The 12,824-nt window shown below is 65.2% G+C and carries 14 protein-coding genes, 1 tRNA gene and 1 pseudogene; 6 read left to right on the top strand and 10 right to left on the bottom strand.

Annotation, left to right across the window (positions count from 1 at the left end; all coding sequences use genetic code 11):
• The first annotated feature begins 1 nt into the window (after window position 1).
• Window positions 2–775 (top strand): alpha/beta hydrolase, encoded by a 774-nt coding sequence (locus IEX43_RS00985; protein ID WP_188808685.1) that lies wholly within the window; start codon window positions 2–4, stop codon window positions 773–775.
• Here IEX43_RS00985 and IEX43_RS00980 read toward each other — a convergent pair.
• A complete protein-coding gene (locus IEX43_RS00980; protein WP_188808684.1) occupies window positions 772–1,674 on the bottom strand; it encodes an aldose 1-epimerase family protein in 903 nt (300 codons plus the stop codon). The genes IEX43_RS00985 and IEX43_RS00980 overlap by 4 nt on opposite strands.
• 123 nt (window positions 1,675–1,797) lie before the next feature.
• Here IEX43_RS00980 and IEX43_RS00975 point away from each other — a divergent pair.
• Window positions 1,798–2,502: pseudogene (locus tag IEX43_RS00975) on the top strand (DNA alkylation repair protein).
• On the opposite strand, the gene mptB reads toward IEX43_RS00975, so the two are convergent.
• Window positions 2,495–4,051 carry a polyprenol phosphomannose-dependent alpha 1,6 mannosyltransferase MptB gene (gene mptB, locus IEX43_RS00970; RefSeq protein ID WP_188808683.1) on the bottom strand — a complete coding sequence of 519 codons (1,557 nt, stop codon included), beginning with the start codon at window positions 4,049–4,051 and terminating at the stop codon, window positions 2,495–2,497. The pseudogene IEX43_RS00975 and the gene mptB overlap by 8 nt on opposite strands.
• A gap of 150 nt (window positions 4,052–4,201) precedes the next feature.
• Here mptB and orn point away from each other — a divergent pair, with 150 nt between their 5' ends.
• The 3 genes from orn (at window position 4,202) to def (ending at window position 5,731) form a co-directional block, all read left to right on the top strand.
• Window positions 4,202–4,828, top strand: a complete 627-nt coding sequence (orn, locus tag IEX43_RS00965) for an oligoribonuclease (protein ID WP_188729280.1) — start codon at window positions 4,202–4,204, stop codon at window positions 4,826–4,828.
• A gap of 128 nt (window positions 4,829–4,956) precedes the next feature.
• Window positions 4,957–5,029: transfer RNA gene (locus IEX43_RS00960), tRNA-His, on the top strand.
• 129 nt (window positions 5,030–5,158) lie between these two features.
• Window positions 5,159–5,731, top strand: coding sequence for a peptide deformylase (def, locus tag IEX43_RS00955; RefSeq protein WP_188729278.1), 573 nt, complete (start codon window positions 5,159–5,161; stop codon window positions 5,729–5,731).
• 105 nt (window positions 5,732–5,836) lie between these two features.
• Here the strand turns inward: def and IEX43_RS00950 are convergent, their stop codons facing one another.
• A complete protein-coding gene (locus IEX43_RS00950) occupies window positions 5,837–6,577 on the bottom strand; it encodes an alpha/beta fold hydrolase (RefSeq protein ID WP_188808682.1) in 741 nt (246 codons plus the stop codon).
• A gap of 73 nt (window positions 6,578–6,650) precedes the next feature.
• Here IEX43_RS00950 and IEX43_RS00945 point away from each other — a divergent pair, with 73 nt between their 5' ends.
• Entirely contained in the window at window positions 6,651–7,349 is a 699-nt protein-coding gene (locus IEX43_RS00945; protein ID WP_188808681.1) for a helix-turn-helix transcriptional regulator, read from the top strand.
• Between the two features lie 112 nt (window positions 7,350–7,461).
• Here the strand turns inward: IEX43_RS00945 and IEX43_RS00940 are convergent, their stop codons facing one another.
• The 7 genes from IEX43_RS00940 to IEX43_RS00910 all read right to left on the bottom strand — a co-directional run bounded on the left by IEX43_RS00940 (window position 7,462) and on the right by IEX43_RS00910 (window position 12,774).
• Entirely contained in the window at window positions 7,462–8,259 is a 798-nt protein-coding gene (locus tag IEX43_RS00940; RefSeq protein WP_188808680.1) for an HNH endonuclease family protein, read from the bottom strand.
• Between the two features lie 114 nt (window positions 8,260–8,373).
• Complete coding sequence (locus IEX43_RS00935; RefSeq protein ID WP_104186106.1) at window positions 8,374–8,583, bottom strand: hypothetical protein; 210 nt, start codon at window positions 8,581–8,583, stop codon at window positions 8,374–8,376.
• A 75-nt stretch (window positions 8,584–8,658) separates the two neighbouring features.
• Window positions 8,659–10,137 carry a glyceraldehyde-3-phosphate dehydrogenase gene (locus IEX43_RS00930; protein ID WP_188729271.1) on the bottom strand — a complete coding sequence of 493 codons (1,479 nt, stop codon included), beginning with the start codon at window positions 10,135–10,137 and terminating at the stop codon, window positions 8,659–8,661.
• A gap of 255 nt (window positions 10,138–10,392) precedes the next feature.
• Entirely contained in the window at window positions 10,393–10,938 is a 546-nt protein-coding gene (locus tag IEX43_RS00925) for a TspO/MBR family protein (protein ID WP_188808679.1), read from the bottom strand.
• Window positions 10,939–11,028: 90 nt separating this feature from the next.
• On the bottom strand, window positions 11,029–12,177 hold the full coding sequence (locus IEX43_RS00920; RefSeq protein WP_188808678.1) for a tyrosine-type recombinase/integrase: 1,149 nt from the start codon (window positions 12,175–12,177) through the stop codon (window positions 11,029–11,031).
• Window positions 12,177–12,422, bottom strand: coding sequence for a DUF3263 domain-containing protein (locus IEX43_RS00915; RefSeq protein ID WP_188808677.1), 246 nt, complete (start codon window positions 12,420–12,422; stop codon window positions 12,177–12,179). Before IEX43_RS00915 ends, IEX43_RS00920 begins: the two co-directional genes overlap by 1 nt.
• On the bottom strand, window positions 12,406–12,774 hold the full coding sequence (locus tag IEX43_RS00910; RefSeq protein WP_188808676.1) for an ImmA/IrrE family metallo-endopeptidase: 369 nt from the start codon (window positions 12,772–12,774) through the stop codon (window positions 12,406–12,408). The genes IEX43_RS00915 and IEX43_RS00910 overlap by 17 nt, the downstream gene beginning before the upstream one ends.
• Window positions 12,775–12,824 lie beyond the last annotated feature (50 nt).

The following is a 12,824-nucleotide window of genomic DNA, read 5'->3' as shown; positions in this document are numbered from 1 at the left end:
AATGAAGTCCGCACTGACGAGCATCCCAGCCCATCACCCGGCCGGTAGCCGGGGTGCGGGAGGGACCAGTCCGGCCATCCTGATCCTGCCCGGCGGCGGCTATGCCCGCCAGGCCGACCACGAAGCCGAGCCTGTGGGCGAGTGGCTCGCCGCCCTGGGTATCCACGCGTTCGTGCTGAGGTACCGCGTGGCACCTGACCGGCACCCGGCACCCCTGGAGGACGCCAAGGAGGCCATGCTGCATATCCGCAACGGATCCCACGGCCTCGCAGTGGATCCGGACCGGGTGGGCGTCCTCGGCTTTTCCGCCGGCGGGCACCTTGCCGCCACGCTGTCCACATCCACGTCAACCGGAAGCGCCCGCCTGGACGTGCCGGAAGCTGTCCCGGACCTGGCCGTGCTGTGCTACCCCGTAGTGTCCTATACGCAGTCCGTGCACCAGGGGTCGGTGGACAACCTCCTTGGCAGCGCGCCGTCGTCGGACCTTCTTGATGAACTCTCCGCAGAACGGAACGTGACGGCAGCAACCCCTCCGGCGTTCGTCTGGCACACTGCGGATGACGCGGCCGTCCCGGCCAGCCACAGCCTGGACTACGCGGGGGCACTCATGCGGGCCGGCGTTCCTGCTGAACTGCACGTTTTTCCCCGCGGGCGCCATGGCCTTGGCCTCGCGGCGGAGGAACCGGGGCCGGACCAGTGGACGCGGCTGTGCGCCGCCTGGCTGGAACGAGCGGGCTGGGCCTCCCCGCCTTCCGCGGCAGGCGGCCGGGACTAGCCGAGTGCCCGGATGGTCCAGGACGCCGCGTGCGACTCCCCGGGCGTGAGGTGGAGCAGGTCAGTGCCTGAGTTGAAGGCGTCCGGCGGGCAGGTCATGGGCTCGACGGCCAGTCCCAGGCGGTCCGGACCCACGGGTTTGTCGGCGGTGTGGATTTGCACCCATGGCCACTCGGCACCCCATTCCAGTTCCACGCCCGTTCCCGCCGGGTCCTGTACCCGGACGCGGGCCACCCCCTGTTTGTCCCGGGAGATCCCGGTGAAGGCGTGGTCGATCTTCAGGGAACCAAGCCGGCGGGGGCTGCGGAAGTCGAATTCGTGCCGTTCCACGCTCTTCATGCCTGTTGGGCGGAGCCTGTCCGGCGTCACCTCCAGGAATTCGTGTGCCGGCAGTTCCAGGGTCCAGTCATCCAGTTTCCCTTGCCCTGCCACCAGGTACGGATGGGGGCACACTCCGTAGGGGGCGGTGGCCTGTCCAACATTCACCGTGCTCACCGTGCTGCGCAGCCCGCCAGGACCCAGCGAATAGGTCACGGAGACCTCCAGGTCGGACGGGTAGTGCCGGCCGGCGCCGATCCTGCAGGCCAGCACCACCGAGTCCGCGGCTGCCTGCCGCAGCTCCCAGTCCTGCCCGGTGGCGAGCCCGTGCAGTGCGGAGCCGCGCTCGGGCTCGTTGATCACAGCTTCGAAGTCCTTGCCGGCGTAGGTGTACCTGCCGTCCGCCAGCCGGTTGGGCCACGGCACGCAGATGACTCCGCGGTAGTCGGGGATCCGCCCCTCCGGACCAAAACCCACCACGAGATCCCGTCCCCGGTGCCGCAACTCCCGCAGCGCGCCCCCGCGGGTTGTGACGAGCGCAGTGTAGGGGCCGCTGGCAATACTGTGTTCCGTGGATGGCATGGAAATCCTCAGGGCAGGGACGTTCTTGTTAGCGCTAACCAGCCTAGCGCACCTGCGCAGATCTCCTCCAGCAGCAACGCCGCACTTGCTCTGCCGCTCCCCCGTGCTGGCTACAGTTGCACCATGAACCATAGGGACGCGGTGAATGTCCGGGTGCTCTCTGCCATCCGCATGGCGCTGCAGGAACGGTCCGATCCCGTGAGGGGAGCCGGTGCGAGGGCCTACATGAAGTCCACGATGCCCTGCCTCGGAGTGCGCGTGCCCGAGGTGCGCCGAATCGCGTCAACTGCGGCCGCCGGGGCCCCCTTCGAGTCGCCGGGCCAGCTCCGTGCCACTGCCCTGGAGCTGTGGCGCGGCGCAACTGCGCGGGAGGAACGGTATGCAGCAATCGACCTGACTGCCAACCGACTGGCTGCCGGGGACATGGGCATGCTGCCGGTCTACGAGGAATTCATCCGCAGTGGCGCCTGGTGGGATTTTGTGGACGGCACGGCTGGACGGCTGTGCGGGCTTCTCCAGGCCAACCGGGCGGAGATGACGGGCGTGCTGCTCCGCTGGAGCACCGATCCGGACTTCTGGATCCGGCGGGCCGCCATCCTGTCGTAGCTCAAGGCGAAGGCCGCAACTGATCCCGTGCTGCTGGCGCGCGTTGTGGAAGCGAACCTGGCGGACCAGGAGTTCTTCATCCGGAAGGCCATAGGCTGGGCACTGCGCGAGTACGGCAAAACGGACCCTGGGTGGGTGGCCGCCTTTGTGGCTGGACACGCCGCAGCCATGAGTCCCCTGAGCCGAAGGGAGGCGGTCCGCCACCTGGCGCCGGCTATATAACGGGGCGTTCGACGACGTTCCCGTGGGTCTTGCGGAACAGCCGGCGGGTGCGCGGATCCCAGAAAATCAGGTACAGGCCGAAGAGCAGGCCGGTCACGGCCGCGGCCACGCGTGCCAGGGCGAGCGCAAATCCCAGGTCCTCGGTCTGCAGGTAGGGGAAGACTTCCAGCTGGTCCGAAATGGCATAGATCATGAAGAAGGAGACAACAAAGTAGAGCGCTTTGACCTGCCAGTCGTTCCTGATGCCGGTAACGGCGAAGAGCGGTATCAGCCAGACGACGTACCAGGACTGGATCATGGGAGCCAGCAGGACCACGGCGGCAAAGGCAAGGGTGAGGCGGCGGATCAGCCGGTCATGGTCCCCGCGGAAGATCTGCCAGGCGATGACACCCACGGCAAGCAGCTTCCCGGCGTCGGACACAAAACCTGCCAGGGTGGCACCGTCGAGTCCGAACGAGTTGGCCAGCGAGGCGACCACCATGCCGATCAGCCCCACAGGCGCGTACCAGATGGAGATGCTCCCCGGGGCTGAGAGTCCATTGATCCAGCCGAAGCCGAAACCGTTGACCAGGCTCATCGCGGCCAGGATGCCCAGGCTTAGCGCTGCCGTCAGGCCCCAGAACGTGAACTTCCGGACCCAGCCCGCGTCCTTGCCCGCCCACAGAAGCCCAATGAACGGCAGGAACACGATGGTGATGGGCTTTATGGCGATGGAGAGGGTCACCAGGACAACGCCGCGGACAACCCTGTGGGTGGCGGAGTAATAGAGTCCGGCCAGTGCCAGTCCGATCATCAGGGCGTCGTTGTGGACGCTGGCGATGAAGTTCGTCAGGAACAGCGGGTTGGCGGCAGTCAGCCACAGGGCACGGTGCGGGTTGACGCCGTGGAGCTCAGCGAGCTTGGGAACGTAGATAACGCACAGCACAACTCCTGCAAGCGCCACCAGGCGGAACAGCATCACGCTGGCCTCGGGCTGGACGTTGGTGGACCAGACGACGAACTGCTCGATCCACAAAAAGAGCTGGCCGTAAGGAACGGGGGCTTCGGTCCACATCTTGTCCGCGCCCAGCTGGAAGTAGTTGGACAGTGCCGAGATGCCGTTCTCGTACGGGTTGAAGCCCTCCACCATCAGCCGGCCCTGCCCGATGTAGGCGTAGACGTCCCGGCTGAAGAGGGGCACGCTAAACATCATGGGCAACCCCCATGCCACGACAGCCATCAGGGTGGCTTTGCGTGCCTCGACGCCCCACACACGCACCCTCTGCCCGAGCCTGAGCCAGGCGCGCACCAGGAGCATGCCGCCGACGGCCAGCAGGATGATGGAAAGGGCCACGCCGGCAGCTTCAGCACGCATCCAGATGAACAACGGCATCCGGCGGAGTTCCGAAACCGGAGCCAGCCAGCCCACGCCCAGGGATCCGATCAGCATGAACATGGAGCCCACGAATCCGGCAAGGAGCGGCGAACGGGGATTATCCACTTCCGCACCGCCCGCTGCGGCAGTAGCGGCGGCCGCCGTCTCCCTCGTCGCAGGCACAGGCGCCGTCATCTCAGGAACGTCCAATCTTTCTCGTTTGCGGTTCCGCCTGGCGGGATGGAACCGGCCGGGGCGCGTCACCACGGGAGCGGCACGACCCGCCGCGTCTCCGAAATCCTAGCACCGGCCGGTGGCCGGGAGGTGAAACGGTAGGCTGGTCCGGTGCCTATATCTAACGAACGAATCGTCTGGATCGACTGTGAAATGACCGGTCTGGACATCAAGAACGATGCCCTGATCGAGGTGGCGGCCCTGGTTACCGATTCGGAACTGAACATCCTTGGCGACGGCGTCGATGTGGTCATCAAACCCGATGACGCCGCGCTGGCCCAGATGAACGACTTTGTCCGGGACATGCACACGAAGTCCGGGCTCCTTAAGGAACTCCCCCACGGCAAGACAATGGCCGAGGCCGAGGCCGCCGTCATGGAATACATCTCCAAATGGGTCCCGGACCCCCGCAAGGCACCGCTGGGCGGCAACTCCGTGGGGACCGACCGGGTGTTCCTGTCCCGCGACATGCCCGCAGTAGTGGAGCACCTGCACTACAGGGTGATTGACGTCAGCACCATCAAGGAGCTTTCGCGCCGCTGGTTCGCCCGAGCCTACTTCCAGTCGCCGGCGAAGAAGGGCGGGCACCGCGCCCTGGGGGACATCAAGGACTCCATTGACGAGCTCCGCTACTACCGCGAGGCTGTGTTCGTGCCCTCCCCGGGACCGGACAGCGCCACAGCGCAGCGGATCGCCAAGCGCATCACGGCGGCCGGAGACGGGCAGCCTGAAACGTAATCTGCGCCACCTTTCGGGGTTTTTTCCGTGAAAAGGGCAAAAGTGGACAAAGCACCCCTGAAGAGCAGGTAAGCTATATGAGTTGCCTTTCCAGAGGGCCGGTCCGCCGGTAAATCTGCAGGTACATGGTGGGCTTAGCTCAGTTGGCAGAGCGCCTGGTTGTGGTCCAGGAGGTCGCGGGTTCAACCCCCGTAGCTCACCCTCACGGGACGGTATGTGCAGCCGTCCTCCAAGGAGGCCGCACCGGATATCCGGTGCGGCCTCCTTATTTTTTTGACTGCTGTGCACACTCTCTTTTTGCACGAAACACCGCCGAAGGACCACCTGAAGATGACCGTTCTGCCAATCACCATCTGGGGAGAACCCGTACTGCACCGCCGGGCTTCCGAGGTGGAAGTATTCGACGACGAACTGCGCACCCTGATAGCGGACATGTTCGAAACGAATGACGCCGCCAACGGCGTGGGCCTGGCGGCGCCCCAGGTAGGGGTTGGCAAAAGAATCTTCGTGTACAAGTACGCCAACGACGACGACGCTCCTCCCAGCGGCGTGGTGGTCAACCCCGTCCTGACGCTGTCAAAGATTTCCGGCGCTGTTCCGGATCCTGACGAGGAAGAAGAAGGGTGCCTGTCCTTTCCCAGCGGACAATACCCGCTCAAGCGCGCCGAATGGGCGCGTGTTGAAGGTTTCGACGGGTTCGGCCAGCCGGTCAAGTTCGAGGCCACGGGCTGGTTTGCCCGCGTGATCCAGCACGAATATGACCACCTGGACGGCAAGCTATACGTGAACCGGCTCATGGACCGTTACAAGCGCAAGGCCATGAAGCTGGCTAAGAAGAACGGCTGGGGTGTTCCCGGCCTGACGTGGATGCCCGGCGTGGATCCGGACCCGTTCGGCCACTAGGTGTAATGACCGGACACGTTTGCATCGGCTGGCCTGCCCGGTATCGCCCGACCCATAGTGTTGACCGTGGGCCACGAGCCCTGGAATCAGGCGGCAGTGCGCAGTTCAGTTGGTTCGGGAAGCCGCTGACTGAATGGCCTTGGCCAGGTCGCGGGGACGGCTCCACATAGGCCAATGCCCCGTCGGGAGGTCAATGACGTCAAGGTGCTCGATGTTCGCGACTTCGGCAAACATGGCATGGCCTGCGCGGGCCAACTCCAGCACCTGCGCGCTCGGGATCGAGCAGCACACGAGTGTGGTCCGGACCTTGCGGCGGGCATCGTTCGTGAGCACGACGGGCTGACGAAGCACGGTGCCGGGCTCAGGGACGGCCCGGGCCCGAAAACGCTCGAGGACCTCTGCGCTCAGGCCCTCGAGGCTCGCCTGCTGCGCGAGGACGTCGAGGGACGGCAGCGGAAGCTCCTCCAACCCCTCCGGGATGCCTGGGCCGAAGGCGCTTCCCGTCACCACAGGGCCGGAGTCCACCCACACCACTCGCTGGACTAGCTCAGGGTGTCGGTCAAGGACGAGGCTGACGGGCGCGTTCGCCCCGCTGTGAGCGACGAGGGTTGCGGGCTGATCCTCGGAGGCCCCGAGTTGGGTGATGACGTCCAGGACCGCTGCGGCTTGATCGTCGAGAGTCCTCGCCGCACGCTCGGGATCGTCCACGTCGAGACCGGGCAGTGTCATCGCGGTTGCACGGGAGTGGTCGGTTGTCAGGTGTTCAAGCACTTCGTCCCATGCCCAAGCGCCCAGCCAGTGGCCGGCAATGAGAATAATGATCGGACTGCTTGCAGTAGTTGTCATGTCAATACCCTCGCAGGCACTTCGGACAAGGGTATGTCACTATTTATGTCATGAATTCGCCGGGGCTTGAACTGTGAAGCGAGTCGAAAGGCTCCATGCGCTATCGGAGATGTTGCGGCGCAGCGGCACGAGGGGGGTTTCCGCCGAACGGTTGGCGGAAGAGTTTGAGGTATCCGTGCGCACAATCAAGAGAGACCTCGATGCGTTGGAGAACAGCGGCGCGCCTATATGGTCCCGCCCTGGTCCGGGCGGTGGCTACGGATTGGCTGCAGGCGGGTCCCTGCCGCCTGTCAGCCTGTCCCCTGCGCAGGCCGTGGCGCTCATGGCAGCCGTGGCCGCTGCACCCGATGCCCCCTACGCCGATCTGGCAGCAGCAGGCGTCCAAAAGATCCTGGACGTCCTCGATCCCAAAACCCGGGCGCGGGCCGACGAGCTGGCCCACCGCGTCTGGGTCAACGCGCTTCCCGCCTCTTCGCGCGCAATCAAGTCGGCACTGGAAGAGGCGATGGCCGAGCAGCGGGTGATCCGCATTCGTTACACATCGAGAGACGGGACCTCGACCACCCGCGACGTTGAGCCGGTGCTGTTCGCCTCCACCAACGGCCAGTGGTACCTGGTTGGGTGGTGCCGATTGCGCAACGCGATGCGATGGTTCGCCGTCTCGGGCATCGAGCGAGCCAGCGTGACCAAGACGGCATGCGGCGGCCACGCCATCCACGAGGTCGGAGAACCACCAGCAAACGCCAGGCCGGTGCACGGTCGGGGCGAATGAGTAGCTCAAGCACCTCGTCAGGACAACAAGGCCCGACGGCGCGCGCCGCCTGATTGCCTGTGCCCGGCGGCAGCAACGGGGGAGGTCGGACGCGGTACAGCCGGGTTCCGGCTCAGCGGGCCACAACCGTCTGCTGGCCGGGGCAGGAACCCAGGACGCGCTTCATGGCGTCCTTCTCCGCTTCTGTGACCCACAGGCCGTAGGCGGCCTTCACTGAAACCTGGCGGGCCACATAGTGGCAGCGGATCGACGTGTTTTTGGGAAGCCAGGTGGCGGCGTCACCGGCGCCCTTCTTCTGGTTGGCAGGACCATCTGCGGCAATGAGGTTCAGTGGATCGTTGGCGAGGTTCTGGCGCTCCCCCGCCGTCAGCGACTGTGCGCCTTTCTGCCAGGCGTCACCGAGGGCAACCACATGGTCTATCTGGACCGCCCGGCTGCTGTCTGAGCCGCGGCGGAAGTCCACGAACTGCCCGGTGTAGGGCTCATGGAACGTACCGGCTGCCACCCGGCATCCGGAGCCGTCCGTCAGCACTACGTCGGTGAGGTCGCGGCGCAGGATGTCATTGCGGGTATCGCAGCCGTTCCGGTCCACGTCCTGCCAGGCCTGGCCAAAGGCATCCCGGCTGTAGTCCGACGCGGCGGCGCGTCCCTTGACGGCCAGCCCGTCCAGTGCGGCAAGGGCAGAACCTGCGGGCACCGGGTGCACAGCCTTAACAGGTTTCATCCACGCGGGCTCAAAGACAGGAGCTTCAGTGGGGCCGGAAACCGCAGGCTCCGCTGCGGCAAACTGTCCGGCGGTGAAGAACCAGGACAGGGCCACCATGGCCGCTATTGCAGCTGCCGCCAGGATTCCCCACGCCTGGCGTGAACGCCGTCTCGCCCGCCGATAGGAGGACCAGCTCACGGTCATGGGGTTCCTGGCCTTGCCGTACTCTCATGCACCAGACGAGCCTAGGACACCCCGTCCGGCACCCCCGCTGATATCCACAGTGTGGAGGGAGAGTGGAAGGTTACACCGGCGGGGTTACTGCTCCCGCATCACTCTTCGGAGGTCTTCCTCGGCGATAGCCAGCAGCCCTTCGAGCTGGCGCACCCGGTCCTCTCCGACGTCGCCCGTTTTGTGGGCGGCGCGGGCGCCCTCAAGCAGCCGGACAGCCTCCTTGTGGTTGGCTTTGGCGATGTCGAGGGCGTGCTCAAGGGTTGTTTCGTGCTGGAGCGTCGAATCATTTTCCATTCCACCAGTGTGGTCCCGTTTCCCGGCTGATTCCAGCATCATCAGCCGGGAAATCAGGAGACCCTGGCCGGAAACCTAAACGGCGATGGCCGCGAGGGCGGCTGCAGTTTCCTTGGCCGGGAACGACGGCGGGTTCACGCCAGCCATCTCCTCCATGACGCGGACCACCTGGCAGCTGTAACCGAACTCGTTGTCGTACCAGACGTAGAGCACCAGGTTCTTCTCGTTGGAGATCGTGGCCAGGCCGTCAACGATGCCCGCGCGGCGGGAACCGACGAAGTCGGTGGACACCACTTCGGGTGAGTCGATGTAGTCGATCTGCTTGCGCAGGTCCGAGTGCAGGGACATCTCCCGCAGGTAGTTGTTGACCTCGTCCTTGGTGGTCCCGTTCTCCAGGCTCAGGTTCAGGATGGCCAGGGACACGTCCGGGGTGGGGACGCGGATGGAGCTGCCGGTCAGCTTGCCAAGCAGTTCGGGGAGGGCCTTGGCCACGGCCTTGGCGGCGCCGGTCTCCGTGATCACCATGTTCAGTGCCGCCGACCGGCCGCGGCGGTCGCCCTTGTGGAAGTTGTCGATCAGGTTCTGGTCATTGGTGAAGGAGTGGACGGTCTCCACGTGCCCGTGGACCACGCCGAATTTGTCGTTGATGGCCTTGAGCACCGGCGTGATGGCGTTGGTGGTGCAGGACGCTGCGGACACAATCTTGTCCGTATCCTCGATGGTGCCCTGGTTGATGCCGTGCACGATGTTCTTCAGGTCGCCCTTGCCGGGGGCAGTCAGGAGCACCCGCGCAACGCCCTTGCTCTGCAGGTGCTGGGAGAGGCCTTCCGCGTCACGCCAGCGTCCGGTGTTGTCCACCACCAGGGCGTTGCTGATGCCGTAGGCGGTGTAGTCGATGGTGGCCGGGTTGTCCGAGTAAATGACCTGCACCTGGACACCGTTGGCCGTGATGGTGTTGGCTTCCTCGTCAATCCGGATGGTGCCTTCAAAGGAACCGTGCACGGAGTCGCGGCGCAGCAGGCTGGCCCGCTTGGAGAGATCGTTGTCCGAGCCCTTGCGCACAACGATGGCGCGAAGCCGGAGGCCGTGGCCGCCGCCGGCCTTTTCGATCAGGAGGCGGGCCAGGAGCCGGCCGATCCGGCCGAAGCCGTAAAGCACCACATCGGTGCTGGTGCGGTCATCGCCGCCGCGCTTGCCGACGACGTCGGCCAGTTCCGCGCGGAGGAATTCTTCAAGGGTGGCGCCGTTGCCCTCTTCCTTGAACTTCTGGTTCAGCCGTGCAATGTCGATCGCTGCCGCGCCGAGCTCCAGGTTGGCCAGGGTGTTCAGGAGCGGAGCGGTCTCCTCCAGCAGCAGTTCGTCCTTGCTCATGCGGCGCGCAAAGCGGTGCGCCTTGAGGATGTTCATGGTGGACTTGTTGATCAAACTCCGGCCGTGGATGCTGGTGACCACGTTGTTTTCGCGGTACAGCCGGCCGATCACCGGGATCATGGCCTCGGCGAGGGCCTCGCGGCCCATCCACGTATCAAGACAAGAATCTGACGTCTGGCTCACAGAAATACCTTCCTCGGTTCAGCCGTGTACGTCCTCGTACACGGTTGTCGGCCACCACATGTCGTGCAGGGGCGCCTGCGCCCGCGGGGGTCGGCCCCCGGGCGCCTGGATCACACGCAAAGAAAAACCGCCGGCTGCGAACGCAACTCCGGCGGGAGAACTCCTGCGTCCGCATCCATTCTAAATTGGCTGGCGTCCGTAATTCGGCCCTGATCGAGTGAAATCACTCACAGGTAAAGCCGTTGCGCCAGGACATCAGTTGTGGAGGGCCGAATAGAGATTGAGGCTGGAGGAGAAAACCACCCAGGACAGGTAGGGCAGCATCAACAGGCCTGCTGCGGGGCTGACCGGACCGAAGCGCAGGATGAGGAAGGCAACCGAGGTGCCAAGGGCGGCGATCACCAGGAAAGCCGCCCAGAGGGACGCACCGCCAAACACGGGAAAGAGTCCGAAAAAGGCCAGCGGCCATGCGGCGTTGAGCACCAACTGGGTGAGGTAGCCCGCCAGCGTGCCTCCGGTGAGGGCTCCCTTGCGCCAGACCAGCCAGGCGGCCACCGCAACCGCGGCGTACAGCAGCATCCACATGCTCCTGAACATCCAGCCGGGCGGCATCCAGGGGGCTTTGACCGACCCCGCGAACCAGCCGCTGGAATGCAGGATGATGGGGACCGACGCCGCGGCCCATGCGGCCAGGGAGAGCGAAAAGAAGCCGGCCAGGGCAACAGCCTGTTGGCTGCGTCCGGGGACTTGCTGCGGACGAGCAGCGCCGGGGCTGACTTGCGGGTCATGATTTGCGGGCACGGTTCAGGATCCCCAACACATCGTCCAAGGTCAAACCAGTGTGGATGGATGGGTTGACCGATACGCCGGGTTCTGACTGAATCCCCGCCATCAGCGGCCATCCTCGTCGTCCATGGGCAATCCATGGGCAAACGCCATGACATCCAACGTAACACCACCGTCCGTGATGGCCGCCGCCTTGGTGTCATCGTCCGGCCAAAGATGGGCATAAGTACGGAGCGTCTCGGTTGCGTCCTTGTGCCCCAGGCGGTGGGCAACCGCCACCGGGGACATGCCCCCGGCAATGAGCTGACTCGCGTGGTAGTGCCTGAGTTCATGCCACCCATCCCCCAGCCCGGACACTTTGGTTCGGACGTTCCGCCATGCCTCGTTCGCTGTGTGCCTCACGATGGCGCGGCCGGACGAGTGGAAGACCAGTCCGCCCACACCCTGCGGCCCGGCGTGCAGGGTCTTCAGCAGCTGCATGGAATGGTTGCCGATGTGGATCCGGCGCCGGCTGGCTTTGGTCTTCAACGGGCCCCACACGGGGTCGGCGGAGTTGCTGCCGATGAGTTGCCGGTCGATGCTGATCATGGCCGCGTCGAAGTCCACCCGGTCCCAGGTCAGGCCGCGGAGCTCGGAGGACCGCAGCCCGGTCGCGGCGCAGAACACCACCATGGGCTGGTACGGCTTCCAGATCCGGTCGGCCAGGTCCTGCACCTTCTCCATGCGCAGCGGAACGACAGGCACGTCCTCCACCGTGGGGAGCTTCACCCCGACGCAGGGGGTCTTGGCGATCAGCCCATCCAGCACCGCGGCCTTGTACATGGAGGCAAGGTAACCGTAGGTCACCTTCACCGTGGACGGGGCCAGCGTCTCGGACCACTCCCCCACAGCTTCCTGCACGTCGGCGCGCTGCACCGCGTCCAGCGCCCGGTTCGCGAAGGACGGCAGGATGTAGTTCTTGAACTTCGCCGAGATCTGCTCCCGCGAGGATGCGCGCTGGTGCAGCTGGTGCTTCTGCCACATCTCGGCATAGTCGGCCAGCAGGACGCGCTTCCGCCGGGCCACGTAGGTGCCCTTGTTCATCCCGTCGACCTGTTCGGCGAGGAAGTCCATGGCCGCGGCCTTGGTAGCGAAGCTTTTGCGCTGCTTGTTCTGCCCGGGCGGGGTCCACTCGGCCCGGTACCTTTTGCCCTTCCCGTACACGGGGGTGCGGGTCTTGTCCTTGCGGACCCAGAGGTCTTCTACCCTGGCCATCAGAGGATCCTCGAGGCGAGGCGCGGCCGGTCGCGGTGGATGCGCCGGCGGAACAACAGGTTCACGGTGCGCGGGTCCCAGGAGTATGCGCCTGGGTGGTCGGTGAGGCGGTTGACCTCCTGCCAGAAACGCACGGGCGTCAGCTGGAACTCCTCCGCTGCCTGGCGTTCCCGGGCGGCCGGGTACTTGTACGGGGCGACGGCAAGTTGCAGGATGCCCTTCTCCCGGTCAGTCAGGGTGCCCATTGATTTCCTTCCGTATGTGGATGAGCTCCTCCAGGGTCAGGGATTTCTCCCACGCTTTGACGTCGTCGGGCATGACGTGGAGACGGTGGGCGATGCTGAGGAGGTCGTCAGTGATCCGGGCAGCGTCGATGAACGCCTGCGGTTTGATGAGGTGACGGGCAGCCCACTCGCGGGCCTGCAGTTCCTGTTTCGGGTTACACCCTACGTGCTCGTAGTGGGCGTGGCCGAGTTCATGCCAGGCGGTCGAGCGGCGCTGGATATAGCCCAGTGCGGGGTGAATGAGGATGCGGCGCTTGTCGGGGTCCCAGCAACCCCACCAGCCGTTGGGCGGGTTCTTGTAGAGAATCCTCACACCCATTTCTTCGGCCTTCTGCTCGTACCCCATAGGGCGAGAACTTACAG

It is taken from the genome of Pseudarthrobacter polychromogenes, assembly GCF_014644495.1.
Lineage (GTDB): Bacteria > Actinomycetota > Actinomycetes > Actinomycetales > Micrococcaceae > Arthrobacter > Arthrobacter polychromogenes.
The sequence above is the reverse complement of the archived record's forward strand: the minus strand, read 5'-3'. Positions and strand labels throughout refer to the sequence as shown.